Annotated in this window: 23 protein-coding genes, 1 tRNA gene and 1 pseudogene; 14 read left to right on the top strand and 11 right to left on the bottom strand. The window is 65.6% G+C overall.

What is annotated here, in order from left to right; translation table 11 throughout:
• The first annotated feature begins 83 nt into the window (after nt 1-83).
• The 6 genes from AB3G45_RS23105 (at nt 84) to AB3G45_RS23080 (ending at nt 6,498) form a co-directional block, all read left to right on the top strand.
• Nucleotides 84-1,736 (top strand): sensor histidine kinase, encoded by a 1,653-nt coding sequence (locus AB3G45_RS23105; protein WP_367832771.1) that lies wholly within the window; start codon nt 84-86, stop codon nt 1,734-1,736.
• Between the two features lie 43 nt (nt 1,737-1,779).
• Nucleotides 1,780-2,109, top strand: a complete 330-nt coding sequence (locus AB3G45_RS23100) for an SH3 domain-containing protein (protein WP_367832770.1) — start codon at nt 1,780-1,782, stop codon at nt 2,107-2,109.
• A 151-nt stretch (nt 2,110-2,260) separates the two neighbouring features.
• Complete coding sequence (gene rpsO / locus AB3G45_RS23095; protein ID WP_367832769.1) at nt 2,261-2,530, top strand: 30S ribosomal protein S15; 270 nt, start codon at nt 2,261-2,263, stop codon at nt 2,528-2,530.
• Between the two features lie 349 nt (nt 2,531-2,879).
• The gene (gene pnp / locus AB3G45_RS23090) at nt 2,880-5,021 is read left to right on the top strand and encodes a polyribonucleotide nucleotidyltransferase (RefSeq protein ID WP_367832768.1); all 2,142 of its coding nucleotides are present in this window, start codon (nt 2,880-2,882) and stop codon (nt 5,019-5,021) included.
• A gap of 116 nt (nt 5,022-5,137) precedes the next feature.
• A complete protein-coding gene (locus tag AB3G45_RS23085) occupies nt 5,138-6,154 on the top strand; it encodes a class I SAM-dependent methyltransferase (protein ID WP_367832767.1) in 1,017 nt (338 codons plus the stop codon).
• 113 nt (nt 6,155-6,267) lie between these two features.
• On the top strand, nt 6,268-6,498 hold the full coding sequence (locus AB3G45_RS23080) for a hypothetical protein (RefSeq protein WP_367832766.1): 231 nt from the start codon (nt 6,268-6,270) through the stop codon (nt 6,496-6,498).
• A 40-nt stretch (nt 6,499-6,538) separates the two neighbouring features.
• Here the strand turns inward: AB3G45_RS23080 and fabI are convergent, their stop codons facing one another.
• From fabI to fabA, 3 genes are read right to left on the bottom strand one after another with little or no spacing between them, the layout of a single operon-like run.
• Nucleotides 6,539-7,345, bottom strand: a complete 807-nt coding sequence (fabI, locus tag AB3G45_RS23075; RefSeq protein WP_367832765.1) for an enoyl-ACP reductase FabI — start codon at nt 7,343-7,345, stop codon at nt 6,539-6,541.
• Between the two features lie 5 nt (nt 7,346-7,350).
• Entirely contained in the window at nt 7,351-8,574 is a 1,224-nt protein-coding gene (gene fabB / locus AB3G45_RS23070; protein ID WP_367832764.1) for a beta-ketoacyl-ACP synthase I, read from the bottom strand.
• A gap of 52 nt (nt 8,575-8,626) precedes the next feature.
• Nucleotides 8,627-9,142 (bottom strand): 3-hydroxyacyl-[acyl-carrier-protein] dehydratase FabA, encoded by a 516-nt coding sequence (fabA, locus tag AB3G45_RS23065; RefSeq protein ID WP_367832763.1) that lies wholly within the window; start codon nt 9,140-9,142, stop codon nt 8,627-8,629.
• A 316-nt stretch (nt 9,143-9,458) separates the two neighbouring features.
• Between fabA and irrA the strand changes: the two genes are divergently transcribed.
• The gene (gene irrA, locus AB3G45_RS23060) at nt 9,459-9,878 is read left to right on the top strand and encodes an iron response transcriptional regulator IrrA (RefSeq protein ID WP_367832762.1); all 420 of its coding nucleotides are present in this window, start codon (nt 9,459-9,461) and stop codon (nt 9,876-9,878) included.
• Nucleotides 9,879-9,893: 15 nt separating this feature from the next.
• Here the strand turns inward: irrA and AB3G45_RS23055 are convergent, their stop codons facing one another.
• On the bottom strand, nt 9,894-10,529 hold the full coding sequence (locus AB3G45_RS23055; RefSeq protein WP_367832761.1) for a trimeric intracellular cation channel family protein: 636 nt from the start codon (nt 10,527-10,529) through the stop codon (nt 9,894-9,896).
• A gap of 138 nt (nt 10,530-10,667) precedes the next feature.
• On the opposite strand from AB3G45_RS23055, the gene AB3G45_RS23050 reads away from it, so the two are divergent.
• On the top strand, nt 10,668-11,141 hold the full coding sequence (locus tag AB3G45_RS23050) for a hypothetical protein (RefSeq protein WP_367832760.1): 474 nt from the start codon (nt 10,668-10,670) through the stop codon (nt 11,139-11,141).
• 3 nt (nt 11,142-11,144) lie between these two features.
• On the opposite strand, the gene AB3G45_RS23045 is transcribed toward AB3G45_RS23050, so the two are convergent.
• Together AB3G45_RS23045 and AB3G45_RS23040 are read right to left on the bottom strand one after the other, a co-directional pair.
• Nucleotides 11,145-11,936 (bottom strand): YdcF family protein, encoded by a 792-nt coding sequence (locus tag AB3G45_RS23045; protein WP_367832759.1) that lies wholly within the window; start codon nt 11,934-11,936, stop codon nt 11,145-11,147.
• A 38-nt stretch (nt 11,937-11,974) separates the two neighbouring features.
• Nucleotides 11,975-13,144 carry a TMEM43 family protein gene (locus AB3G45_RS23040; protein ID WP_367832758.1) on the bottom strand — a complete coding sequence of 390 codons (1,170 nt, stop codon included), beginning with the start codon at nt 13,142-13,144 and terminating at the stop codon, nt 11,975-11,977.
• Nucleotides 13,145-13,325: 181 nt separating this feature from the next.
• On the opposite strand from AB3G45_RS23040, the pseudogene AB3G45_RS23035 reads away from it, so the two are divergent.
• Nucleotides 13,326-13,580: pseudogene (locus AB3G45_RS23035) on the top strand (DUF2934 domain-containing protein); the annotation flags it as partial.
• A gap of 28 nt (nt 13,581-13,608) precedes the next feature.
• Here AB3G45_RS23035 and AB3G45_RS23030 read toward each other — a convergent pair.
• Both AB3G45_RS23030 and AB3G45_RS23025 read right to left on the bottom strand, forming a co-directional pair.
• Nucleotides 13,609-13,684 (bottom strand) — tRNA-Ala (locus AB3G45_RS23030).
• Between the two features lie 145 nt (nt 13,685-13,829).
• The gene (locus tag AB3G45_RS23025; RefSeq protein WP_367832757.1) at nt 13,830-14,219 is read right to left on the bottom strand and encodes a TIGR02300 family protein; all 390 of its coding nucleotides are present in this window, start codon (nt 14,217-14,219) and stop codon (nt 13,830-13,832) included.
• A 283-nt stretch (nt 14,220-14,502) separates the two neighbouring features.
• Here AB3G45_RS23025 and aroA point away from each other — a divergent pair, with 283 nt between their 5' ends.
• The 3 genes from aroA to rpsA all read left to right on the top strand — a co-directional run bounded on the left by aroA (nt 14,503) and on the right by rpsA (nt 18,393).
• The gene (gene aroA, locus AB3G45_RS23020) at nt 14,503-15,858 is read left to right on the top strand and encodes a 3-phosphoshikimate 1-carboxyvinyltransferase (RefSeq protein WP_367833653.1); all 1,356 of its coding nucleotides are present in this window, start codon (nt 14,503-14,505) and stop codon (nt 15,856-15,858) included.
• An 85-nt stretch (nt 15,859-15,943) separates the two neighbouring features.
• On the top strand, nt 15,944-16,573 hold the full coding sequence (gene cmk / locus AB3G45_RS23015) for a (d)CMP kinase (protein WP_367832756.1): 630 nt from the start codon (nt 15,944-15,946) through the stop codon (nt 16,571-16,573).
• A gap of 113 nt (nt 16,574-16,686) precedes the next feature.
• Complete coding sequence (gene rpsA / locus AB3G45_RS23010; protein ID WP_367832755.1) at nt 16,687-18,393, top strand: 30S ribosomal protein S1; 1,707 nt, start codon at nt 16,687-16,689, stop codon at nt 18,391-18,393.
• Nucleotides 18,394-18,461: 68 nt separating this feature from the next.
• Here the strand turns inward: rpsA and AB3G45_RS23005 are convergent, their stop codons facing one another.
• Entirely contained in the window at nt 18,462-20,015 is a 1,554-nt protein-coding gene (locus AB3G45_RS23005) for a hypothetical protein (protein ID WP_367832754.1), read from the bottom strand.
• A gap of 387 nt (nt 20,016-20,402) precedes the next feature.
• Between AB3G45_RS23005 and AB3G45_RS23000 the strand changes: the two genes are divergently transcribed.
• Complete coding sequence (locus tag AB3G45_RS23000) at nt 20,403-21,785, top strand: nicotinate phosphoribosyltransferase (protein ID WP_367832753.1); 1,383 nt, start codon at nt 20,403-20,405, stop codon at nt 21,783-21,785.
• 56 nt (nt 21,786-21,841) lie between these two features.
• Complete coding sequence (locus tag AB3G45_RS22995; RefSeq protein ID WP_367832752.1) at nt 21,842-22,177, top strand: DUF6665 family protein; 336 nt, start codon at nt 21,842-21,844, stop codon at nt 22,175-22,177.
• Between the two features lie 2 nt (nt 22,178-22,179).
• On the opposite strand, the gene AB3G45_RS22990 is transcribed toward AB3G45_RS22995, so the two are convergent.
• Both AB3G45_RS22990 and AB3G45_RS22985 read right to left on the bottom strand, forming a co-directional pair.
• A complete protein-coding gene (locus AB3G45_RS22990; protein WP_367832751.1) occupies nt 22,180-23,418 on the bottom strand; it encodes a hypothetical protein in 1,239 nt (412 codons plus the stop codon).
• A gap of 145 nt (nt 23,419-23,563) precedes the next feature.
• Nucleotides 23,564-24,190 carry a ribonuclease D gene (locus tag AB3G45_RS22985; protein WP_367832750.1) on the bottom strand — a complete coding sequence of 209 codons (627 nt, stop codon included), beginning with the start codon at nt 24,188-24,190 and terminating at the stop codon, nt 23,564-23,566.
• Between the last annotated feature and the right edge of the window lie 97 nt (nt 24,191-24,287).

The raw sequence follows: 24,287 nt of genomic DNA, 5'->3' as shown, positions 1-24,287 counted from the left end.
CGTTGACGATTGCGCCGACTGACCGAACGGTATCCGACGAGGATATGCACGGGGAAGCAGGACCTGCCGAAAGCCGCCGGCGCATGCATCACCCCGTCGTTTTCTATCTCGTCTGCCTCATCCTCGTTGTCGTCATTCCCGCCTTCCTGTTTTCCATCGTCGTGCTGAAGCGCACCACCGAGGCGCAGGACCGTATCTTCGAATCGCTGCTGCGGACCTCGACAAGCGCCGTGAACCGTGCCGTCGAGCGCGAGATCACGGCGATGTTCTCGACGCTCAACTTCCTGTCCACCTCGGAAAGCCTGCCGAAGGGCGACTATGCGACCCTTCACGCCCAGGCGACCAAGACGCTCGAGGGCACGGACATCTATTTCATCGTCATCGATCAGGCGATGAAGCAGCGCCTCAACACGCGCCTTCCCCTCGGCGCGCCGCTGAATCTGGCCTCCGAGCCCCTTTCGGCGCGCCTGGCGCTGTCGCGCGGCGAACGCATGGTTTCCGACCTCTTCTTCGGCCGCACGGCGCAGCAATGGGTGTTCAACGTCTACATGCCCGTGCGGCTCGCCAACGGCCAGCCCGTCCTGCTGACCTTGACGAAGAACGCCGAGGCGCTGCGGCGCGCGGTCAATCCGGACGTGCTCTCGCCGGGTTGGAACGCGGCCGTGCTCGATTCCAGCGGCACGGTCATCGCCTCGACCGACGAGAAGCAGAAGACCGGGCGGCCGTTCTTCCTGCGCGTCGTGCCTTCGCTGCGCCTCGGCGTCAGCAGCATGAAGCGCGACGGTGTCGACTACCAGGTCGTCACGGAATTCTCCTCGCTTGCCGGCTGGCGCATGATCGCCTGGGCAAAATCGTCGGATGTGCAGGCGCCGGCCGTCTCCTCCTTCCTCTGGCTGACCATCGGCGGCGCGGTCTTCGCCGCGCTCGCCGCCATCAGCGCCGTCGGCATCGCCCGCGTGCTGTCACGCGACGTCCGGCTCCTGGCGCATGACGCGCGCCGGCTTGGCGAGGGCGAACGGGTCGCCCCGCGCCCCTATGCCATTTCCGAGCTGGAGACGGTCTCCCGGGCCCTTGCCGAAGCGGCGGACGCGCGGGTGAAATCGGAAAACGAGGTGCGCTTCCTGATGCGCGAGGTGGCGCACCGCTCCAAGAACCAGCTCACGGTCATCCAGGCCATGCTCAACCAGTCGGCGGCGAGCGCGGAAAACGCCACCGATTTCGCCGAGACCTTCCGCCGGCGCGTGGCCGGCCTTGCCCGCTCGACGGACCTGATGATCGCCAATGCCACGCAGGGCGTGAACCTGATGGAGCTGGCCAAGAACCAGTTGAAGCCCTTCACGCCCGCCGATACGGAGCGCGTGCGCATAACCGGTCCCGCCGTGCTCCTCGATCCGCAGGCCTCGCAGACGCTGGGCATGGCGCTGCACGAACTGTCGACCAATGCCACGAAATACGGCGCGCTCGCCAACGAGACGGGGATCGTGTCGCTGAGCTGGGCGACGGCCGGCGAGGACCTGAACCTCGTCTGGCGCGAAAGCCGGGCGGTGATCGACAAGGAGGCGATCGCCGCAAGCCACAAGGGTTTCGGCAGCGTCGTCCTGGAGCGCATGCTCGGCATGGCGCTCGACGCGAAGCTGGATTTCGTCGTGCATGACGACGGTATCGAGTGGCGGGTGACGATCCCGCTCGCACGGCTGCGCGATGACGATGCCCATCATCACGGCGCAGCGCAATGAGGGCGCCGGTCCTTTCCCGATGCATCGACAACAGGTGTGCTTCATGACGTCATTGCTGCATGGGGCCGCTGTCTCCGCCTGCGTTGTCCTCTCGGCTTCCACCGCCTTCGCCGCCTATGGCCGGTGCTCGGTCGACGACCCGACCGGCACGCCGCTCAACGTGCGCTCGGCCCCGAACGGCGCGATCCTGACGACGCTTGCGAACGGGACTGAGGTCGAGATCGTCGACGAGATGCGGATCGGCGCGAAACACTGGCTTTTCGTCGCCCGGCAGGGCGAACGGCTCGGCTGGGTGTTCGGGGCTTATGTCGTGTGCGGGCAGCCGGGCGAAGCGCGTAAGGCCGCCCCCGGCCAGCCGGCCGAGCAGCGCTGAAGGGGCGTGACGACGGCTCTTTCCTTTCATCAGGGAATGGTTTATAGGCACCGCCAGCAATGCAGGGGCTTCCCTGCTTGCCTTCACGGCCATTGCTGGACGACATCCCGGCTTTTGGCGACCTTTGTTCCCGTTCATGAAAGGACATACGATGTCGATCACTGCTGAGCGCAAGGCTGCGCTGATCAAGGAATACGCAACCGTCGAAGGCGACACCGGTTCCCCGGAAGTCCAGGTCGCGATCCTGACCGAGCGTATCAACAACCTGACCGGTCACTTCAAGGACCACAAGAAGGACAACCACTCGCGTCGTGGTCTCCTGACGATGGTTTCCAGCCGCCGCTCGCTTCTTGACTACCTCAAGAAGAAGGACGAAACCCGTTACAGCAAGCTGATTGCTGCCCTGGGTATTCGCCGCTAAGCAATTCCGGCGGGCGCTCTTCGTGAGCGCCCGCCGCTTTCTTTTGCGGAAGCTGTTTCCGCCGTACCGTTCCGCCTGTGCCGGTCGAGACCGCCTCGCGAAACGGGATTTCTCCAGCAGGCCGGATGGGCCGGTCCTGCGGAACCAACCGATGACCTGTCATGGGGCAGGATTGCAGGATGCTTCAGGCGCGCGCCCGTCGTCGGCCGGGCTCACGGAGCCCTCGCCCGCAGGGCGCGAGCCGTCACCTGGAAGCCTCCCGTTGTCTTGCCCATGATGCGTCATGAAAGCGGATAGACCACCTGCGCCTTTCGGCGGCGGTGCGCGTATCTGCCAAGAAGGACAAGACATGTTCGATACCCATACGGTTGAAATCGAATGGGCGGGCCGTCCGCTCAAGCTGGAAACCGGCAAGATCGCCCGTCAGGCTGACGGCGCGGTTCTGGCGACCTACGGCGAAACCGTCGTTCTCGCCACCGTCGTTTCCGCCAAGGCGCCCAAGCCCGGCCAGGATTTCTTCCCGCTGACCGTCAACTACCAGGAAAAGACCTATGCCGCCGGCAAGATCCCGGGCGGCTACTTCAAGCGCGAAGGCCGTCCGTCGGAAAAGGAAACGCTGGTTTCCCGCCTGATCGACCGCCCGATCCGCCCGCTCTTCCCGGAAGGCTACAAGAACGACACGCAGGTCGTCGTCACGGTCGTCCAGCATGACCTCGAAAACGATCCCGACGTCCTGTCGATGGTTGCCGCTTCTGCAGCGCTCACGATCTCCGGCGTTCCCTTCATGGGCCCGGTCGGTGCGGCGCGCGTCGGCTACATCAACGGTGAATACGTCCTCAACCCGCATCTCGACGAGATGGACGAGTCCGTTCTCGACCTCGTCGTCGCCGGCACGCAGGACGCCGTCCTGATGGTCGAATCCGAAGCCAAGGAACTTGCCGAAGACGTCATGCTCGGCGCCGTCATGTTCGGCCACAAGGGCTTCCAGCCGGTCATCGACGCGATCATCAAGCTCGCTGAAGTGGCTGCCAAGGAACCCCGCGACTTCAACCCGGAAGATCATTCCGCGCTCGAAGCCGAAATGCTGGGCCTTGCCGAAACGGAACTGCGCGCCGCCTACAAGATCACCCAGAAGGCCGATCGCTACGCCGCCGTCGACGCCGCCAAGGCCAAGGTGAAGGCACACTTCTTCCCGGAAGGCGTCGAGCCGAAGTACACTGCCGAAGTCATCGGCGCCGTCTTCAAGCACCTCCAGGCCAAGATCGTCCGCTGGAACATCCTCGACACCAAGAGCCGCATCGACGGCCGCGATCTCGATACCGTTCGCGCCATCGTCTCGGAAGTCGGCATCCTGCCGCGCACCCACGGCTCGGCGCTCTTCACCCGCGGTGAGACCCAGGCCGTCGTCGTTGCGACGCTCGGCACCGGCGAAGACGAGCAGTATGTCGACAGCCTGACCGGCATGTACAAGGAACGTTTCCTGCTGCACTACAACTTCCCGCCCTACTCGGTCGGTGAAACGGGCCGCATGGGCTCCCCGGGCCGCCGCGAAATCGGCCACGGCAAGCTCGCCTGGCGCGCCATCCGCCCGATGCTGCCGACGGCGGAACAGTTCCCCTACACGCTGCGCGTCGTTTCCGAGATCACCGAATCGAACGGCTCGTCCTCGATGGCAACGGTTTGCGGCACCTCGCTCGCACTGATGGACGCCGGCGTTCCGCTGGCAAAGCCGGTTGCCGGCATCGCCATGGGCCTGATCCTGGAAGGCGACCGTTTCGCCGTTCTCTCCGACATCCTCGGTGACGAAGACCACCTCGGCGACATGGACTTCAAGGTCGCCGGCACCGCCGACGGCATCACCTCCCTGCAGATGGACATCAAGATCGCCGGTATCACCGAAGAGATCATGAAGGTCGCGCTCAGCCAGGCGCAGGGCGGCCGCAAGCACATCCTCGGCGAAATGGCCAATGCCATCTCCGAAGGCCGCTCGCAGCTCGGCGAATTCGCACCGCGCATCGAAGTCATGAACATCCCGGTCGACAAGATCCGTGAAGTCATCGGCACGGGCGGCAAGGTCATCCGCGAAATCGTCGAGAAGACCGGCGCCAAGATCAACATCGAGGACGACGGCACGATCAAGATCGCCTCGTCCTCCGGCAAGGAGATCGAAGCGGCCCGCAAGTGGATCCACTCGATCGTCGCGGAGCCGGAAGTCGGCCAGATCTACGAAGGCACGGTCGTCAAGACTGCCGACTTCGGCGCTTTCGTCAACTTCTTCGGCCCGCGCGACGGCCTCGTGCACATCTCGCAGCTCGCCCAGGAGCGCGTTGCCAAGACCTCGGACGTCGTCAAGGAAGGCGACAAGGTCTGGGTCAAGCTGATGGGCTTCGACGAGCGCGGCAAGGTGCGCCTGTCCATGAAGGTCGTCGACCAGGCGACCGGCAAGGAAGTCGCTGCCGACAAGAAGGGCGACGGCGAAGCCGCCGAGTAATCGGACCCTCCATGTTCAGAAGGGGCGCGGAGCGGCACGTTCCGCGCCCCTTTCCTTTGATCGACCCCTTTGTCTCGCGGTTCCCGCCGGAACCGCTCGTCCGCCGAAAGCCCGCCATGACCCGCGAAGCCCTCAAGACCCTGTTCCATCCCTTTGCCGCCGGCACGCTCGCCATGCCGCAGGAGGGCGAACGCTACCTCTTCCTCGGCGCCGAGGCCGGCCAGCGCCCGCCGGAGGGCTTTGCCGCGACGCTGGAGGCCGTGCAGCCGCAGCGCGCGCTCCATCGCGGGCTGGAGGCCGTGCGCGTGCCGGTCAAGCCGGTGATCGAGGGCGAGGATTTCGACGGCGCGCTCATCCTGATCAACAAGCACAAGGGCGAGAACGAGAACCGCATTGCCGAGGCGCTGCGCCGGGTGCGCACGGGCGGCCTGATCGTCGTTGCCGGCAGCAAGGAAGACGGCGTGCAGTCGATGCGCAAGCGCCTCGACCAGCTTGGCCTTTCCGGCGACTACATGCCGAAATACCACGGCCTCGCCATCTGGTTCGCCCGGCCGGAAGACCCGGCCGACGCCATCGCCAGGCTGGCGGCAAAGCCGGTGCGCGTCGTCGGCCGCTTCACCGCCGCGCCGGGTATGTTCTCGCACGACCGGATCGATGAAGGCTCCGAACTGCTTGCAACGCGCATTCCCGAGGATTTCCACGGCCACGCCGCCGATTTCGGCGCGGGCTGGGGCTATCTCTCCGTCATGCTCGGCGGCCGCGCACCGCAGGTCAAGGGCATCGACCTCTTCGAGGCGCATTACGAGGCGCTGGAGGCCGCCAGGGAGAACATGGCGGAGAACTGCCCGAACATTCCGGCCCGCTATTTCTGGTTCGACCTGACGGCCGAGATGCCGCGCGACCACTATGACCTCATCGTCATGAACCCGCCCTTCCACGAAGGTCATGCCGCCGACCATTCGCTCGGCGCCGGCATGATCCGCATGGCGGCAAAATCGCTGAAGGCCGGCGGGCGCCTGCTGATGGTCGCCAATCGCGGCCTGCCCTACGAGCCGGTGCTGAAGGAAGCCTTCAAGGAGAGCGGCGAAGTCTGCCGCAATGCCCGCTTCAAGGTTCTGTGGGGGCGCCGCTGAGCCCGGCGATTTGATGGGCGTCAGCGCGTGCTGACGCCGATTGCCGCAGCCGATTGCCATTTTCCTGAAACGGGTCCACCATCATCGGACCGTTCCCGTTCAGGAGACCCGTCATGGCTTTTGGACCTGCCAGACCGCCGATCACGGAAGATGTGGCGGAAGTCATCGCGAAGGATATGAAGGAAGGGGAGGGGCATACGCCGACCTCCGAGGTGCCGCTCGCCTTTCTGCGGCGCGGCCCAGACGGCAAGCCATTGGAAATGAACAGCCGCGTGAAAACGGTGTTCCTCGGCATCCTGGCGGTGCTGATCCTGCTTGTCGTCGTCCTGATGGTGCGTTCGTAAAGAAAAACGGCGCGAAGTCCTGGAACTCCGCGCCGTCTTTTTATTCGCTGTCGGCCTTGGCCAGCCGCTCCAGCGTCGGCATCGACGTGATGTTGTAGCCGGAATCCACGTAGTGGATCTCGCCGGTCACGCCGCTCGACAGGTCGGAGAGCAGATACAGCGCGGAATTGCCGACATCCTCGATGGTGACCGTGCGGCGCAGCGGCGCGTTCTTCTGCTGCCAGGACAGCATGGCGCGGGCATCCGAAATGCCGGCGCCGGCGAGCGTGCGGATCGGGCCGGCCGAGATGGCGTTGACGCGGATGCCGCGCGGGCCGTAATCGCCGGCAAGGTAGCGCACGGATGCTTCCAGCGCGGCCTTCGCGACGCCCATGACGTTGTAGTTCGGCATGATGCGCGTGGAGCCGCCATAGGTCAGCGTCAGCATCGCGCCGCCCTCGTTCATCAGGTCGGCGGCCCGCTTGGCGATTTCCGTGAAGGAGAAGCAGGAAATCACCATGGTGCGCGAGAAATTGTCGCGCGAGGTGTCCGCGTAGAGGCCCTTCAGCTCGTTCTTGTCGGAAAAACCGATGGCGTGCACGACGAAGTCGAGCCTGCCCCATTTCTCCTTGATCGCCGCGATCGTCGCATCCACCGACGCGATGTCCTCGACGTCGCAGGGAATGACGAAGTCCGAGCCGAGTTCGGCGGCGAGCGGCTTCACCCGCTTGCCGAGCGCCTCGCCCTGGTAGGTGAAGGCGAGTTCCGCGCCCTGGCCGGCCAGCTTCTGCGCGATCCCCCACGCGATGGAATGGTTATTCGCGACCCCCATGACGAGGCCGCGCTTGCCGTTCATGATCCCCGTCATGCCTGTCATCCGTTGTGGCGCTGGAAGACCAGCGTGGCGTTCGTGCCGCCGAAGCCGAACGAGTTGGAAAGAACCGTGTCGATCTTGGCATCGTCGATGCGCTTGCGCACGATCGGCACGCCGGCAAATTCCGGATCGAGCTCGGTGATGTGCGCGCTTTCGCCGATGAAGCCGGCCTGCATCATCAGGAGGCCGTAGATCGATTCCTGCACGCCGGCAGCGCCCAGCGAATGGCCGGTCAGCGACTTGGTCGACTGGATATGCGGGATCCTGTCGCCGAAGACTTCGCGGATCGCGCCGATCTCCTTGCTGTCGCCGACGGGCGTCGAGGTGCCGTGCGTGTTGATGTAGTCGACGTCGCCCTTCACGGTGGAAAGCGCCTGGCGCATGCAGCGGATTGCGCCTTCGCCCGAGGGGGCCACCATGTCGTAGCCGTCGGAGGTTGCGCCGTAGCCGACGATCTCGGCATAGATCTTCGCGCCGCGCGCCTTGGCGTGCTCCAGTTCTTCCAGGACGAGGACGCCGGCGCCGCCGGCGATGACGAAGCCGTCGCGGCTGACGTCATAGGCGCGCGAGGCCGTCGCGGGCGTGTCGTTGTACTTGGAGGACATGGCGCCCATGGCATCGAACAGGTTCGACATGGTCCAGTCGAGATCCTCGTGGCCGCCGGCGAACATGATGTCCTGCTTGCCCCACTGGATCATTTCCGCGGCATTGCCGATGCAGTGCGCCGAGGTCGAGCAGGCGGACGAGATCGAGTAGTTGACGCCGTGGATCTTGAACCAGGTGGCGAGCGTTGCCGATGCCGTCGAGGACATCGCCTTCGGCACGGCGAACGGGCCGATGCGCTTGGGCGAATTGTTCTTGAGCGTGATCTCGGCCGCCTCGATCAGCGTGCGGGTGGAGGGGCCGCCCGAGCCCATGATGATGCCGGTGCGCTCGTTGGCGGCGTAGTCGGCCTCTTCGAGACCCGAATCGGCGATCGCCTGCTTCATGGCGACGTGGTTCCACGAGCCGCCCTGCGAGAGGAAGCGGGCGGCGCGGCGATCGACGAGTTCGCTCGTGTCGATGTTAGGCGCGCCCCAGACCTGGCACTTGAAGCCGTGGTCGGCAAAATCCTGGGAGAAGCTGATGCCCGAGCGCGCATCGCGCAGCGACGCGGTCACTTCGTCCGCATTGTTCCCGATGGAGGATACGATCCCCAGACCCGTGACGACTACCCGTCTCATGATACTGACCTTTTCTAGAACGTCTCGTTGTGAAGGCGGCGCCGGGCCGTCTTCAAGCTTCCTTGTCCTTCGACAGGCCGACGCGCAGGTCGCTCGCCTGGTAGATGGTCTCGCCATCGGCCTTCAGCCAGCCGTCCGCCGTGCCGAGAACGAGGCGGCCGCGCATGACGCGCTTGAAGTCGATGCCGTATTCGAGGAGCTTGGTATGCGGGCGGACCATGCCCTTGAACTTCACCTCGCCGGTGGAAAGCGCCATGCCGCGGCCGGGCTCGCCCAGCCAGCCGAGGAAGAAGCCGGTCAGTTGCCACATGCCGTCGAGGCCGAGGCAACCCGGCATGATCGGGTTGCCCTGGAAGTGACAGGGGAAGTACCAGTCGTCCGGCTTCACGTCGTATTCGGCGCGGATATAGCCCTTGTCGAAGGCGCCGCCGGTCTCGGAAATGTCGGTGATGCGGTGGACCATCAGCATGGGCGGCAGGGGAAGCTGGGCATTGCCGGGGCCGAACAGCTCGCCGCGGCCGCAGGCCAGGATTTCCTCGTAGTTGTAGCTGGATTGCCTCGTCGTCATCGAATGTCTCATCCCCGGTCTGAACAACGCTTGATCTGCGTTAGATTTAGAGAAGGTGCGGCACGATTTGAAGCACCCGGGCCTTCTCCTTTTTATCGCCCCGCCGTCTTCGGGCGGGACGTTCATTCAGCTGTCCGCATACATGATGCCAGCGGTGACAGCCAGCGCAAATTGCCGTGACGATAGTAAAGGCCCCGGTTTTTCCGCATGTTGAGCGCCTTGAGGCCGCCGTAATCCTATTGAATCCCGGCGCTCGTAAAGTTATATCGAATGTTCAAGATTGTTGTTCAAGGCCAGACAAGCGGATCCGTCGCCCATGACGCATGCACACGAGATGCCCATCGAAGAGCGCCTGCGCCATTGCGGCCTGCGCCCGACGCGCCAGCGCGTGGCACTCGGCGACCTGCTCTTCGCCAAGGGTGACCGCCACCTGACGGTGGAGGAACTGCACGAGGAGGCCGTCACCGCCGGCGTCCCGGTGTCGCTCGCGACCGTCTACAATACGCTGCATCAGTTCACCGAGGCCGGCCTCATCCGGGTGCTCGCGGTCGAAAGCTCGAAGACCTATTTCGACACCAACGTGTCGGACCACCACCATTTCTTCGTCGAGGGCGAGAACCACGTCCTCGACATTCCCGTGAGCAACATCGCCATCGGCAACCTGCCGGAGCCGCCCGAGGGCATGGAGATCGCGCACGTCGACGTGATCATCCGCCTGCGCCCGAAGAAGGGCTGATCGCGGCCACTCGCCTCACATCACGTCATCGGGATGCCGGCCCGGCCGCGGCTTGTAGACCGGGAAGCGCCAGCCGAATCGCAGCGCCCCGCCGCGCACGACGAAGGCCGCGCCGATGCCGATGGCGGACGCCGCCCAGAGCGGCGCACCCGCAACGCTCGCCGCCGTGAAGCCGGCCGCGCCGATGAGCGCCGCGGTGATGTAGACTTCCGGCCGCAGCAGCACGGAGGGCTCGCCCGCCAGCACATCACGCAGGATGCCGCCGAAGCTCGCGGTCAGCACGCCCGTGGTGATCGCCACGGTCGGCGAGCCGGTGGCGGCAAGGCCCTTCGCCGCGCCCATCACGCAATAGGCCGAGACGCCCATCGCATCGAGCCAGAGCAGCAGGCGGTAGCGTGACTCGATGCGGTGCGCCAGCACGAAGACGACGAGCGCCACCGTGATGCAGACGATGAGATAGGTCGGATTGACCACCCAGAAGACCGGGGTCGCCCCGAGGATGACGTCGCGGAATGTGCCGCCGCCGATGCCGGTCGCCGCGGCGAGGAAGAGGAAGCCGATGATGTCGAGTTGCTTTCGCGAGGCCGAGAGCGCGCCGGTCGCGGCAAAGACCGCAACGCCCGTATAATCCAGCAGTTCCAGGATCGACACGCATTCCTCCTTCGCCGCCCAAGCCTCGCGACAGCTTCCCCGCGCTAGAGTGCGCGCCCGTATGCCCGGGCAGAATCAGGCGCGGCGACGGCCCGTGCGCATATTGACCGAATCGCCCGCCATGGAAAGGTTTGACAGATGACCATCCGCATCCGTTTCTTCGCGCTTCTCGCCGCCGCACTCGTTTCGACCGTCCTGCCGGTCCGCGCGGCCGAAATCGTGCCGGATGCGCGGGCGGTCGTCGAGGCCGAGGTCGCCACGCGCTGCAAGGCAGCGATCTTCGGCGAGGACTTTGCCGACAATGTCGATTTCAACAATGACGGCATCGTCGATGCGATCTTCAATCTCGGCGCCGTCAATTGCGACGGCACGCCGGGCGGCCTGTGCGGCAATGTCGGCTGCCCCCATGAATTCTACATCCAGGTCGCCGAAGGTGGCTATTTCCTCGCCGCCAATGCCGATCTCTACGGCTACGAGATGAAGAAGCGCTACGGCAACATGGTGCTGGAGCTGAAGGCCAATGCCGCAAGCTGCGGGCGCGACGATCCCGAATACTGCATCATGACCATTCGCGTGCGCGGCGCCCAGTTCGATACGATCTCGAAGAAGTAGCCCCTATTGCGGGAAGAGCGCGTGGGTGCGGCCCGCGAAATAGTAGACGAGCAGCCCGATCCATTCCCTGAGCGCCGTCGTCGTCAGCTGGCTGTTGGTGGAAGGCTGCGTGAAATCGAGCGCAAGGCCGGCCCGGCCCGTCGTGCGGAAATCCGTCGGCCAGGGCAGGACGTCGAGGCCGAGTTTACGGAACAGGCCGACCGAGCGCGGCATGTGGAAGGCCGAGGTCACCAGCAGGCAGCGGTCCAGCCCGCTTACGGCGAGCAGGTCCTTCGTGTTCGCGACGTTCTCGAAGGTCGTGCGTGATTCGGTCTCGCGGATGAGCCGGTCTGCGGGCACGCCGAAGGCTTCGAAGAAGCGTGTCGCGACCGCCGCGTCGCCCTCGTAGCTGCCGCTCAGTGAGCCGTCGCCACCGGAAATGAGGATGCGCGCCGCCGGAAATTCCCGCGCCAGCCGCAGCGTCTCGACGAAGCGGTCACCCGCCTGGTTCATCTCGAAACCGCCGCGTGCCGAGATCACCTCCGCCTCCACGCCGCCGCCGAGCATGATGATGCAGGAAGGCCCGCCGGCGGGCAGTTCCGCCCGCGGGATGCGCTCTTCCAGCACCTGCAGCAGGACGGAGCCCGTCGTGGTGAACAACGTCAGGAAAAGCACGAGGGCGGCAAGCCCGCTCGCCGTCGCCCGAAGACGGTTCCACTTCAAAAGCCCGGCCACAAGGCCGAGGACGAGCAGCAGGAGCGTGAGCGACAGGGGCTGGGCCGCCAGCCAGAAGATCTTCGAGGCGTAATAGGTCACGCGTTACCCGCTTGTCCGTTGTCATGTCCGCGCCGGCCTCAGGCCCGTCCGAGGGCCGGCGCCACAGCCTTGCCCCGCCGCAGATAGAGGATGCCCGCCGCCAGCGCAACGCCTGCGGCAAGAACCGCGATGGCGATCAGCGGGCGGTAGGCGATCCAGGCGACGGCGATGACGGCCGGCCCGATCAGCAAGGTGAGGATGAGGGCGATCGCCGACGTGCCGAAGCGCACGATGGAGCCGACGAAGGGCACGATGTCGGCGATCACGCCGAGGATCGACAGGATGAAGGCGAAGCCGACGAAGATACCGATGAGCCCGCCGGCCCGCACCAGCCAGGTGATGATCGTGTTCTCGCTCTGCGCCGCGTCGAACATGGCGGCGGCATCGACGAGGCCGGCATCGCTGAGGAAGAGGTCGCGCCCGTTCGTCGTCTTGTAGGGCGTCAGGCCGCTGCCGCGCTGCGCGCCGACGAAACTCGCCTCGGCGATGTCGGAGCGCTCGAAGCGGATGCGGATGTCGCCGACCTGCGGATCCTCAGGATTGAACGAGAAGACGGCCTGGCCGGCGATCGTCGAGACGGGCTTGCCGAGCGTCACGGCCTCGCCCATCCGGTTCGCGTCGAGCGCGCTGAGCGGCACGGGGCGTTTCTCGCCGAGGCGCGCAACCGCGCCGCCATCGACGCTGACGGCGCCGATGGTCGCGGACTTCACCGGGAAATTCGCATCGTCGATCGGCTTTTGCGGATTGTCGTGGCCCGACTGGCGGAAGCTGCCGGAGCTGACTTCGTTGCGTTTCCATTCCTTGTGGTAGGAATAGGCGGTGACCGTCTCCTCGCTGCCGCCGAGCTGCTTGCGCGTTTCCGACTTCGAGGTCTCGACCCACTGGTACATCTCGACGATGCGCTCGATCCCGGCCGCCCCTTCGGCGGAAATGCCGAGCATAGTGTCCTCCGGCACGCCGACCGGCTTCACCGGCCCGGAAACATGCACCAGCTTGCCGTCGTTGGCCGGGTCCACGCTGCCGTTGTCGACGGAGACGACGAGGCCGGCGCCCTCGACGAGCGCCCGGTAGGTCTTCACCGACCGGCCCTCGTTCCAGAAGAGAAGCCAGATGCAGGCGATGAGCAGGATGAAGCCGACCACGATCTTGATCAGCGCCCCCTTCAGCCTGGAGAACCAGGACGTGGTCGTCGTTTCCGTGAAGCTCATGATTGTCCCCCGACAAGGCGTGCGTCATGCCTGAGACGCGCGGCAGGACATGCTTATTCGCGCTTCCTGAACTGTGCAAGCGGGGACATAATGACTTCAAGGCGACGGCGGGATGCCGGAACATCTCCAGCCTTGCGCCATTATCGCAGAAACGGAAGGGAGCCTATCCATGACCGACGATCGCGAAGACAAGATACGCCAGCGCGCCCATGAACTCTGGCAGCAGGAAGGCCGGCCGGACGGCAAGCCGGACGACCACTGGTATCAGGCCGAACGGGAAATCGACCAGGGCGACGGCGAGATCGAGGGCGACGACGTGCCGAACCTCGCCGCCATGCGCGAGGCGGCCCGCGAACACACGGACGCCTTTCTGGTCAAGACGGACCTTGAGGATGCCGAGCAGCGCGAAGTGCCGGGCACGCGCGAGCAACCGTAGATCAGGGCATCTGTCTTGGAAAAAAGTTTGGTGGAGCTAAGCGGGATCGAACCGCTGACCTCTTGCATGCCATGCAAGCGCTCTCCCAGCTGAGCTATAGCCCCATAACGGGTCCGGCAAGGCCGGTTTCCGGGAACCGAAGCAGCGTTGCCGTTCGGTTGGCGGCTTATTACTTCCGGGCTTCGGAGATGGCAAGCCGAAAAATGAAATTCGGCCGATTTTTTTGAAACCGGCCGGAAAATCAAACTCTTATGCTTCGTCTTCGTCGCCGGTCACGCTGATGAGGCCGGTCATGTCGTCATCGTCGTCGTCTTCGTCCTGTTCGAGGAACGTGTCGTCCTCGTCGCCGTCGATCTCCACGTCGTCATCGCCGAGATCCGGCAGGTCGTCGCCGCCCGCTGCGTCCTCGTCGGCATCCTCCAGCGAGACGAGTTCGACTTCCGTGTTCTCGGTATCGACTTCGTTGACGTCCTCGTCCTCATCCTTCTCCAGAACTGCAGCCGCCGACGTCTCCTCGAAGAAGGACAGCGGATAGGACTTGCCCGTGTAGGGGGAGACGATCGGATCGCGGTTCAGGTCGTAGAATTTCCGGCCGGTTTCCGGATCGATGCGTTTGGTTCCGAGTTCCGCTTTTGCCACAATCAAAGCCTTCTTTGTGCCGTATGTTTCCGGCGGGGCCGGGGGTTCCGGCGCGTTGAACGGTAAAATGATTAGCGGGTCCCCTTAATCGTCTTGGGCAGGCCTGTCAAAGCCTAACTTTAGGCCCAACTTCGGCCCCTGCTTTGAACGGCCCGCAGGGAAATACCGCGACGAATGTTTTTCGACGGGATGATGACGCTTCAAATCGTTTGTGATAGCAAGCCCGCGTTCTTCCCGGGCGATCCTCTCCGGGGAGCCGTGGATGTATATAAGGAAGACGACCATGTCGCACGGCGCAAGCAGCCGGCCCGCAACCGCCCGTAAATCCTCCGGCCTGTCCGGGACCGTCCGCATCCCCGGCGACAAGTCGATTTCCCACCGCTCCTTCATGTTCGGCGGCCTTGCCAGCGGCGAGACGCGCATCACCGGCCTGCTGGAAGGCGAGGACGTGATCAACACGGGCAAGGCCATGCAGGCCATGGGCGCGAAGATCCGGAAAGAGGGCGACGCCTGGATCATCAACGGCGTCGGCAACGGCGCGCTGCTCGCGCCCGAGGCGCCGCTCGACTTCGGCAATGCCGGCACCGGCTGCCGCCTGACCATGGGCCTTGTCGGTGTGTATGATTTCGACTCGACCTTCATCGGCGACGCCTCGCTCACCAAGCGCCCGATGGGCCGCGTGCTGAACCCGCTGCGCGAAATGGGCGTGCAGGTGACCTCGGCCGAGGGCGACCGCCTGCCGGTGACGCTGCGCGGCCCGAAAACGCCGACGCCGATCACCTACCGCGTGCCGATGGCCTCCGCGCAGGTGAAGTCCGCCGTGCTGCTTGCCGGGCTCAACACGCCCGGCATCACCACCGTCATCGAGCCGATCATGACGCGCGACCATACGGAAAAGATGCTGCAGGGTTTCGGTGCCAACCTCACCGTCGAGACGGATGCGGACGGCGTGCGCACGATCCGCCTCGAGGGCCGCGGAAAACTCACCGGCCAGGTCATCGACGTGCCGGGCGATCCGTCCTCGACGGCCTTCCCGCTGGTCGCCGCGCTGCTCGTGCCGGGCTCCGACATCACCATCCTCAACGTGCTGATGAACCCGACCCGCACCGGCCTCATCCTGACGTTGCAGGAGATGGGCGCCGATATCGAGGTGCTGAACCCTCGCCTTGCCGGCGGCGAGGACGTGGCGGACCTGCGCGTCCGTTCCTCCACGCTCAAGGGCGTGACAGTGCCTGAAGACCGCGCGCCGTCGATGATCGACGAATATCCGGTTCTCGCCGTCGCGGCGGCCTTCGCGGACGGCACGACGGTCATGAACGGCCTGGAAGAACTGCGCGTCAAGGAAAGCGACCGCCTCTCGGCCGTCGCGGTCGGCCTCAAGCTTAACGGCGTCGATTGCGACGAGGGCGAAGCCTCGCTCGTCGTGCGCGGCCGTCCGGACGGCAAGGGCCTCGGCAATGCCGCGGGCGCCGCCGTCGCCACCCATCTCGACCACCGCATCGCCATGAGCTTCCTCGTCATGGGGCTTGTCTCGGAAAACCCGGTCACGGTGGACGACGCGACGATGATCGCCACGAGCTTCCCCGAGTTCATGGACCTGATGGCGGGGTTGGGCGCGAGGATCGACCTTAGCGCGTGAGGTTGGAAGACGCCTTGCCGCTTGGCATCGCGCCTTGTCTTCCGGTAACAGCTTTTGTGAAAAGTTGGTGACGCATGGGTGCGAAATGAAGACGATCGCCATCGACGGCCCGGCTGCCGCGGGCAAGGGTACGCTGTCGCGCCGCATCGCGCAGGAATATGGCTTTCATCATCTCGATACGGGCCTGACCTACCGCGCGACCGCCAAGGCGCTCCTCGATCGCGGCCTGCCGCTCGACGACGAGGCGGTGGCGGCCGATGTGGCGCGCACCCTCGACCTCGGCGGGCTCGACCGGGCGGTGCTCTCGGCCCATGCGATCGGCGAGGCTGCCTCGAAGATCGCGGTCATGCCGTCTGTGCGCCGGGCGCTGGTCGAGGCGCAGCGCGGCTTTGCAGCGCGCGAGCCGGGCACGGTGCTCGACGGGCGCGACATCGGCACGGTGGTCTGCCCGGATGCGGCGGTCAAGCTCTACGTCACGGCATCGCCGGAGGTGCGCGCCAGGCGCCGCTACGATGAAATCCTCGGCAGCGGGGGTGTGGCCGATTTCGAGACGATTCTCGACGACATCCGCCGCCGCGACGAACGCGACATGGGCCGGGCGGACAGCCCGCTGAAGCCCGCCGACGATGCGCACTTGCTAGATACCTCCGAAATGGGTATAGAGGCGGCGTTTTCCGCGGCACGGTCGATCATCGACGCCGCGCTTAAGCACTAGAACAAGGCCTGTCCCCGCGCCGGATTTGCTGCCTCATGGGCAGCGGAGAGCGCCTCGTTCCTCATCAACGCTAACCCCCGGCGCCCGTGCCCATCGGCACACCAGGAGTTTCAATGTCTCAAGCAAACCCCACGCGCGAAGATTTCGCTGCCCTTCTGCAGGAATCCTTTGCCACCAACGATCTCGCCGAAGGCTATGTTGCCAAGGGTATCGTTACGGCCATCGAGAAGGACGTCGCCATCGTCGACGTCGGCCTCAAGGTCGAGGGTCGCGTTCCGCTGAAGGAATTCGGCGCGAAGTCGAAGGACGGCACGCTGAAGGTCGGCGATGAAGTCGAAGTCTATGTCGAGCGCATCGAAAACGCGCTTGGCGAAGCTGTTCTTTCGCGCGAAAAGGCTCGCCGCGAAGAGAGTTGGGCCAAGCTCGAAGTCAAGTTCGAAGCCGGCGAGCGCGTCGAAGGCGTCATCTTCAACCAGGTCAAGGGTGGCTTCACCGTCGATCTCGACGGCGCCGTCGCCTTCCTGCCGCGTTCGCAGGTCGACATCCGTCCGATCCGCGACGTCACCCCGCTCATGCACAACCCGCAGCCCTTCGAAATCCTCAAGATGGACAAGCGCCGCGGCAACATCGTCGTTTCGCGCCGCACGGTTCTTGAAGAGTCGCGCGCCGAGCAGCGTTCTGAAATCGTCCAGAACCTCGAAGAAGGCCAGGTCGTCGACGGCGTCGTCAAGAACATCACCGATTACGGTGCGTTCGTCGACCTCGGCGGTATCGACGGCCTGCTGCACGTCACCGACATGGCCTGGCGCCGCGTCAACCATCCGTCGGAAATCCTGTCCATCGGCCAGCAGGTCAAGGTACAGATCATCCGCATCAACCAAGAAACCCACCGTATCTCGCTCGGCATGAAGCAGCTCGAGTCGGATCCGTGGGATGGCATCGGCACCAAGTACCCGACCGGCAAGAAGATCTCCGGTACGGTCACGAACATCACCGACTACGGTGCGTTCGTCGAGCTGGAGCCGGGCATCGAAGGCCTGATCCACATCTCGGAAATGTCCTGGACGAAGAAGAACGTTCACCCCGGCAAGATCCTGTCCACGAGCCAGGAAGTCGACGTGGTCGTTCTCGAAGTCGACCCGACGAAGCGCCGCATCTCGCTCGGTCTCAAGCAGACCCTCGAGAACCCGTGGCAGGCCTTCGCGCACAGCCACCCGGCCGGCACGGAAGTCGAAGGCGAAGTCAAGAACAAGACCGAATTCGGCCTGTTCATCGGCCTCGACGGCGACGTGGACGGCATGGTGCACCTGTCCGATCTCGACTGGAACCGTCCGGGCGAGCAGGTCATCGAGGAGTTCAACAAGGGCGACGTCGTCAAGGCTGTCGTTCTGGATGTGGACGTCGACAAGGAGCGCATCTCGCTCGGCATCAAGCAGCTCGGCCGTGATTCGGTCGGCGACGCTGCCGCGTCCGGCGACCTGCGCAAGAACGCCGTCGTTTCGGCCGAAGTCATCGCGATCAACGATGGCGGCATCGAAGTGAAGCTCGTCAACCACGAGGACATCACGGCGTTCATCCGCCGCGGCGACCTGTCGCGCGACCGTGACGAGCAGCGTCCGGAGCGTTTCCAGGTCGGCCAGACGGTCGATGCCCGCGTCCTGAACTTCTTGAAGAAGGATCGCAAGATCCAGCTTTCGATCAAGGCTCTGGAAATCGCCGAAGAGAAGGAAGCCGTCGCACAGTTCGGTTCGTCCGACTCGGGCGCTTCGCTCGGCGACATCCTCGGCGCGGCTCTGAAGAACCGCAACAACGCCGAATAAGCTTGTCGCTTATCTCGACATGAAAAACCCGCGGAGAGCGATCTCCGCGGGTTTTTCTTTGGGGTCGGTCAGGTCCAGTAGTCGCCGAGCTTCTGATAGAAGGCGAGGCCCGGTTCGATGACGCCGACCATCTCGGCGGTCTTTTCGCGGCGCCTTTCCATGTCGGCCGCTTCGGGCTCTTCGCCGGGCGCTTCGAGGGGCGCGTCCTCGCCCGCCTCGCCGCCGGAGTCTTCCCCCTCGCCGCCGTCCTCGTGCGCCGTCTCGTCCTCGTCCTCCCGTTCGCGGCCATCCGCCCAGTCGAGGTCCTCCTCGGCCGGCAGGTAGGGCACGAAGGCGAGCGGTATGCCCTCGCGCAGGAGGGGCGTCGAAAGCAGCCTTTCCGGCGTCGCGTCGGCCAGCGCCGCCTGGAGGGCCTGCAGCGCCTCGCGGGCCTGCGGCATCGGCAGGATATCGTCCGGCTCCGCGGCCTGTACCGGCAAGGCGGATGTCGTCGGCGTCGTCGCGGCGCGGGCCCTGCCGGCCTCCGGCGCGCCCTCTGCCGGTTCGCCGTCGCCCACCGCAAGGTGGGCGGGACCGGCTTCGCCCGCGGGGTCGAACGGGCGTTCCAGCAGGGAGCGGATGAAATTCGCCTCTTCGGGCGTCAGGTTCGCCAGGAGCTGTGCGACGGCCGGCATCAGGAGGGCCGGGGCGAGGTCGCGGGCGACGGCCTGCAGCACGCTGCGGGCGAGCGCCTGTCCCGCCATATTGGCGAGCTGCGCCCTTACCGGAACGTCTTCCCGCTTCACGCCCGGCGTTGCGCTCTCGTTTTCCACGCCGCCGTCCGTGCGACGGATCGCGAGTTCCCCGGCCTCGAGGGGCTGCGGGTTGCCGGTCGCGGCGGCGGGAGCAGATACGGGCCGGCCGCTGGGCTGCGTGGCGTTTTCTGCGGCGGGCAGCCGGTTGGGCACGGCAAGCTCCAGCCGGGCGGTGACCGTTTCAGGCGCCCGGGCGGTCGCCGGATGCGGTCTGCCGCCGTCGAAATCGAAGATGCGCTTCAGCATGGTTTGCAGGGTGCGGGCATCGCCGGCAAGCTGGAGCGGCTGGTCGGCCTGCTGCGGGCTGTGGCGGCCGACGGCGGCGAGCTGCCGGGCATCGAGGCCGAGCGGCTTCGACTGGCCTTCCGGGCGCAGGGCGGCGGGCGTATCGGCCTTGAGGCTCGCCGAAAGAAAGGTGGCGAGCTTCTGCGCCTGCGGCCCGTTCGGATCGCGCACCACGGCGACGAGGCTGCGCGTCGGCATGGAGGACAGCACCGTACCGATCAGCTTTTCGACGCGTGGACGAAGCTCCGGCGGCAACCTGGCGAGTAGGTCGGCGAGCTTGCGGCCGCCCTCGCCCTCGCGGCCGGGCAGGGTCTTCAGCACGGCCAGCACCGTTTCCAGGAGGTCACGGCCCGGGTTTGCTTCGCCGGTGCGCGGCATGTGCTTGAGAAGGGTCTCGATGAGGCGCAGCAGCACCTCGGCCCTGAGGTTGGCAAGGGCGGCGGCGGAAAGCTGCGGCCTGGCTGCGGCCTCGATCGATGCGCCCGCCGGAACGGCGAGGGAGGGCTGCGCGGTATCGGTCGTCGTTGCCAAACGCGGCAGCATGCCTGCCTCCTGCTCTTTCCGCCGATGCCGTCCGCATCGCAAGGCCTGCCAATGTTCCATCGTTCGTCTGATGGCGCATCATGCGCGACGCTGCGAGTGGTTGCGCTTTCGGCCCGGGCGAACCGGGCAGGTACGAGGGAGGCGACGGGCAGTCCGGCAGGCACGGAACCACGCGACTGTGCCGGATGGGCGAGCCCGAAACGCCGAACAACTTTCCACGGATTACAATTGGCATTTTATGGTTAACGAGTTGTTAATGCGTGCGGGCGCGGCTTCGCAGCTTGTCCCGAACGGCGGCCCTTGCCCCTTATGCTCAGCTCGCGTAAATCTTCGCGGCACCGTTGCGCCGCCCTCGCTCACCGGCCGCGGATGCGGCGGAGATCCCCGATGAACCTCGACAACCTCATCCTCAACACCGACAGCTACAAGTTCAGCCACTACCTGCAATATCCGCCGCAAACCCGTGCCATCTCCTCCTATGTCGAGGCGCGCGGCCATTCGGAACAGGCGGAAGTGCTGTTCTTCGGCCTCCAGATGTTCCTCAAGCAATATCTGTCGAAACCGGTGACGATGGCGGATGTGGACGAGGCCGAAGGCATCGTCACGGCGCACGGCCTGCCGTTCAACCGTGCGGGCTGGACGCATGTCGTCAGGAAGCACGGCGGTTTCCTGCCGCTGCTTATCGAGGCGCTGCCCGAGGGCACGCTGGTGCGCCGCGGCGTGCCGGTCGCGCAGGTGGTCAACACCGATCCCGAATGCCACTGGCTGACCTCCTATATCGAGACCGCGTTGCTGCGCGCCATCTGGTATCCGTCGACGGTCGCCTCCAATTCGCGCAAGGTGAGAGAGATCATCAGGCCGATCCTGGAGAAGACCTGCGAGGACCCGGCCGCCGTTCTCCCCTTCCGCCTGCACGATTTCGGCGCGCGGGGGACGACGAGTTTCGAGCAGGCGGGCATCGGCGGGGCGGCGCATCTCGTCAATTTCATGGGCACGGACACGGTGAGCGGCGTGCTGTTCGCGCGCCGCTACTACGGCGCCGAGATGGCCGGCTTCTCCATACCCGCCTCCGAGCACTCGACCATGACCGCCTGGGGCCAGGAGCACGAGGCCGAGGCCTACGGCAACATGATCGACCGGTTCGGCGACAAGGGCCTCTATGCGGTCGTCTCCGACAGCTACGACATCAACAACGCCGTCACGGAGATCTGGGGCAAGCAACTGAAGGACCGGGTGCAGGCTGCCGGCGGCACGCTCGTCGTCAGGCCGGACAGCGGCGATCCGGTGGAAACGCCCGTCCAGGTCGTGCGCCAGCTCGCCTATGCCTTCGGCACGCACCTCAACGCCAAGGGCTACAAGGTGTTGGACGACAGCGTGCGCGTCATCCAGGGCGACGGCATCTCGCCCGCCGATATCGGGCTCATCCTCGGCCGACTGGAGGCCTTCGGCTTTTCCGCGGAGAACATCGCCTTCGGCATGGGGGCGGGGCTCCTGCAGAAGGTCAACCGCGACACCTATTCCTTCGCCATGAAGGCGAATGCCCGGCAGGATGCCGACGGCGCCTGGCACGACGTCTACAAGCGCCCGGCGACGATGAACCTCAAGGCCTCGAAGGCCGGACGCCAGGCCGTGGTGGCGGGCGCAGGCGGCCTAGAAGCCGCGCGCATCGACCAGCTCGCCGGCCGCGAAAACCTCATGCGGCCCGTCTGGCGCGATGGAAACCTCCTCGTCGACTGGACCTTCGACGCCGTGCGCGCCCGCGCCGCCTGAGGTCTTGCCGCAAGGCCCGCGCCGCGCCATCTTGTGTCCATGACTGGAGACGAAAGATGACGGTTCGCCCGCCGCAGGCGCTCGCCCCCTCCTTCAGCAGGGACACGGGGCTGAACATTCTCGAATACGAGCTGATGGCCGAGCGGGCGGATGCGCTCGGCCGGCACGGGCTGAAGGTGGAAAAGGCGCTGGCGCTTTTGGCCGGGCGCCTTGCCGCCGGTTGCGGCGAGGCGGAGCGCGAAGACCTTCTCAACGAGGCGGCCGACAAGGTCTGGGCCTTCTTCATCCAGCGGGAAATGTGCGGCCTGCGCAGCCAGAAGGACGCCATCCGCCGCTACGGCATTCCGCCGGAAGTCATCGCCCGGCTCGGCATCGTGCGGCGCAAGGCCTGAAACTAAAGGGCGACGAGCTGGCGCGTGATGAGATCGTAGATGCCGTTGTCGTCGACGCGCAGCGCGAAGACCTCCTTGCGCGCCGCTTCGCGCTCCTCCTGTTCTCGCACGCCGGCCGCATCGAGGTTGCGGACGGCTTCGCTCGTGGTTTCCGCCGGGATTTCGCCGGTGTCGCCCGCCCCGTCCGCCTTGGCCGGGTCCTTGTCGGCAAGCTCGGTCGTCTCGACGCCGGCGGCGAGCAACTGGATCGTGTCGAGCGCGGCGGCGGCCGGCTCGTCCTCCCGCCTGCCCTTGGCCGCCTCGGCATGGGCGTGGCCGACGGCCTCCTGGAGGTCCTGCACGTCCTCCAGCTTCTCGCCGGCTTCCAGCGAGCGGATCGTCTCCTCGCGCTCCTGGCGCGTTTCCGCATCCTCGATGCGGGTCGGGTCGCGCCGGGTCCGGTCGAGCTTCAGTTCCTCGATGGTCTTCGGATCCGCCGCGTCCTCCAGACGGGCGAGCACCTTGCGCATCTCGGGTGTCAGTGCCTTCTCGTCCGCGGCCTTTTCGGCAAGCGCGTCCTTCACCCGCGCGGCTTCCGTGCCGTAGGGATTGCGGATCGCCGCGACGAGGTCGGTCGCCTTGAGGCCGAGATCGGCAAGGCCGGACTTCTTCTCCAGCGTCGCCACGTCTTCCGGCAGTTCGCCGCGAAGGCGCGTCAGCATGCCGGAAAGGCGCTGCTCGAAGTCGCCATCCGCTTCGGCTTCGCCCTGCGTCACGCCGGCGGCAAGCGCAAGGCGGGCGACAAGGTTGGCCGTCGCATCGTCCGACGGACCGGCCATCGCCTGCCTGACGGCGGTGAGCGTGGTGCCGAGGCCCTCAAGAGTGACGCCGAGCGCGCTGCCCTTTGTGGGAAGGGTGGCCTGGCCGATGAGGGTCAGCCGGTCGGAAAGGCGCTGCGCGAAGGCGCGGGCGCCCTCGCCGTCCTGCTGCACGATGCCGAGCATGTCGCTGACGCGGGAGATCAGCTTGGCGAGCGTTTCCCCGCCGCGGGCATTGCTGCCGAAGAAATGCTCGTTGATACGCGCATTGGCCTGTCGCGCCGTGTCGTCCGAGCGCAGGGGCGCCTGTTTCCGGGCGTCGTCCTTCGGTCGTCCGCTGGCCTTCTCGGCCTCCTCGCGGCGGCGCTCCTCCAGCGTTTCGACGATCGACTGCATCGCCGAGACGGCGGCGGTGGACTGCGCGCTCTGCAGGGGTGTCAACATGGCAACCTCCGGTCTCGCCGGAGAGAATAGGCCGCAGGGGATTAACCGCGCGTTAAGCCTGCGCCTGCCGGATTTCGGGGGTATCGGGCGGCTGCGGCCGGCCTATGGAGCAGGTCCGGGCTGGATGAATGCCGCAAGGGACGGCTCAGCTGTGGGCGAAGATGTCGGTTTCCTCCCAGCCGAGAAGGTCGAGCTTGGCGCGCGTCGGCAGGAAGGTGAAGCAGGCTTCCGCATGCGCCAGCCGGCCGTCGCGCGTAAGGCGCGCCATCAGCTTGTCGCGCAGGGCATGGAGATGGAGCACGTCCGAGGCGGCATATTCGAGTTGCGCGGGCGAGAGCTTCTCGGCCGCCCAGTCGGAGGATTGCTGCTGCTTGGAAATGTCGACTTCCAGCATTTCCTTCAGGTTGTCCTTCAGGCCGTGCCGGTCGGTATAGGTCCGCGTCAGGCGCGAGGCGATCTTGGTGCAGAAGACGGGTTGCGTGGTGACGCCGAAGGTGTGGAACAGCACGGCGATGTCGAAGCGGCCGTAGTGGAAGATCTTCTGGCGGGCGGGATCTTCCAGCATGGCGACAAGGTTCGGCGCCTGCTTCTGCCCGGCGGCGATGCGGATGACGTCGGCGGTGCCGTCGCCCGGCGAAAGCTGCACGACGCAGAGCCGGTCGCGGCGCGGGATGAGGCCGAGCGTTTCGGTGTCGATGGCGATCGCGCCGGTGTAGCGGGCCGCATCTGGCGCCGGAATGTCACCTTCGTGATACCGGATTGCACTTGCCATGAAAAACCCCATCTAAGCTATCTCTGTCTCCGCTGGCCTATAGCGCATGTTTCCCGGCTGCGGTACTTCTTTATGGATTGCGAAGGACCGGCCCGGG

The sequence above is a fragment of the Shinella sp. S4-D37 genome (assembly GCF_040812195.1).
Classification (GTDB): Bacteria; Pseudomonadota; Alphaproteobacteria; order Rhizobiales; family Rhizobiaceae; genus Shinella.
This window is presented reverse-complemented; position numbering and strand designations above follow the sequence as displayed.

Bases quoted from the DNA above. Each gene is read 5' to 3' on its own strand.
- AB3G45_RS23105 (WP_367832771.1), top strand. From the start codon at position 84: ATGCATCACCCCGTCGTTTTCTATCTCGTCTGCCTCATCCTCGTTGTC.
- AB3G45_RS23100 (WP_367832770.1), top strand. From the start codon at position 1,780: ATGACGTCATTGCTGCATGGGGCCGCTGTCTCCGCCTGCGTTGTCCTC.
- rpsO (WP_367832769.1), top strand. From the start codon at position 2,261: ATGTCGATCACTGCTGAGCGCAAGGCTGCGCTGATCAAGGAATACGCA.
- pnp (WP_367832768.1), top strand. From the start codon at position 2,880: ATGTTCGATACCCATACGGTTGAAATCGAATGGGCGGGCCGTCCGCTC.
- AB3G45_RS23085 (WP_367832767.1), top strand. From the start codon at position 5,138: ATGACCCGCGAAGCCCTCAAGACCCTGTTCCATCCCTTTGCCGCCGGC.
- AB3G45_RS23080 (WP_367832766.1), top strand. From the start codon at position 6,268: ATGGCTTTTGGACCTGCCAGACCGCCGATCACGGAAGATGTGGCGGAA.
- fabI (WP_367832765.1), bottom strand. From the start codon at position 7,345: ATGACGGGGATCATGAACGGCAAGCGCGGCCTCGTCATGGGGGTCGCG.
- fabB (WP_367832764.1), bottom strand. From the start codon at position 8,574: ATGAGACGGGTAGTCGTCACGGGTCTGGGGATCGTATCCTCCATCGGG.
- fabA (WP_367832763.1), bottom strand. From the start codon at position 9,142: ATGACGACGAGGCAATCCAGCTACAACTACGAGGAAATCCTGGCCTGC.
- irrA (WP_367832762.1), top strand. From the start codon at position 9,459: ATGACGCATGCACACGAGATGCCCATCGAAGAGCGCCTGCGCCATTGC.
- AB3G45_RS23050 (WP_367832760.1), top strand. From the start codon at position 10,668: ATGACCATCCGCATCCGTTTCTTCGCGCTTCTCGCCGCCGCACTCGTT.
- AB3G45_RS23040 (WP_367832758.1), bottom strand. From the start codon at position 13,144: ATGAGCTTCACGGAAACGACGACCACGTCCTGGTTCTCCAGGCTGAAG.
- aroA (WP_367833653.1), top strand. From the start codon at position 14,503: ATGTCGCACGGCGCAAGCAGCCGGCCCGCAACCGCCCGTAAATCCTCC.
- cmk (WP_367832756.1), top strand. From the start codon at position 15,944: ATGAAGACGATCGCCATCGACGGCCCGGCTGCCGCGGGCAAGGGTACG.
- rpsA (WP_367832755.1), top strand. From the start codon at position 16,687: ATGTCTCAAGCAAACCCCACGCGCGAAGATTTCGCTGCCCTTCTGCAG.
- AB3G45_RS23005 (WP_367832754.1), bottom strand. From the start codon at position 20,015: ATGCTGCCGCGTTTGGCAACGACGACCGATACCGCGCAGCCCTCCCTC.
- AB3G45_RS23000 (WP_367832753.1), top strand. From the start codon at position 20,403: ATGAACCTCGACAACCTCATCCTCAACACCGACAGCTACAAGTTCAGC.
- AB3G45_RS22995 (WP_367832752.1), top strand. From the start codon at position 21,842: ATGACGGTTCGCCCGCCGCAGGCGCTCGCCCCCTCCTTCAGCAGGGAC.
- AB3G45_RS22990 (WP_367832751.1), bottom strand. From the start codon at position 23,418: ATGTTGACACCCCTGCAGAGCGCGCAGTCCACCGCCGCCGTCTCGGCG.
- AB3G45_RS22985 (WP_367832750.1), bottom strand. From the start codon at position 24,190: ATGGCAAGTGCAATCCGGTATCACGAAGGTGACATTCCGGCGCCAGAT.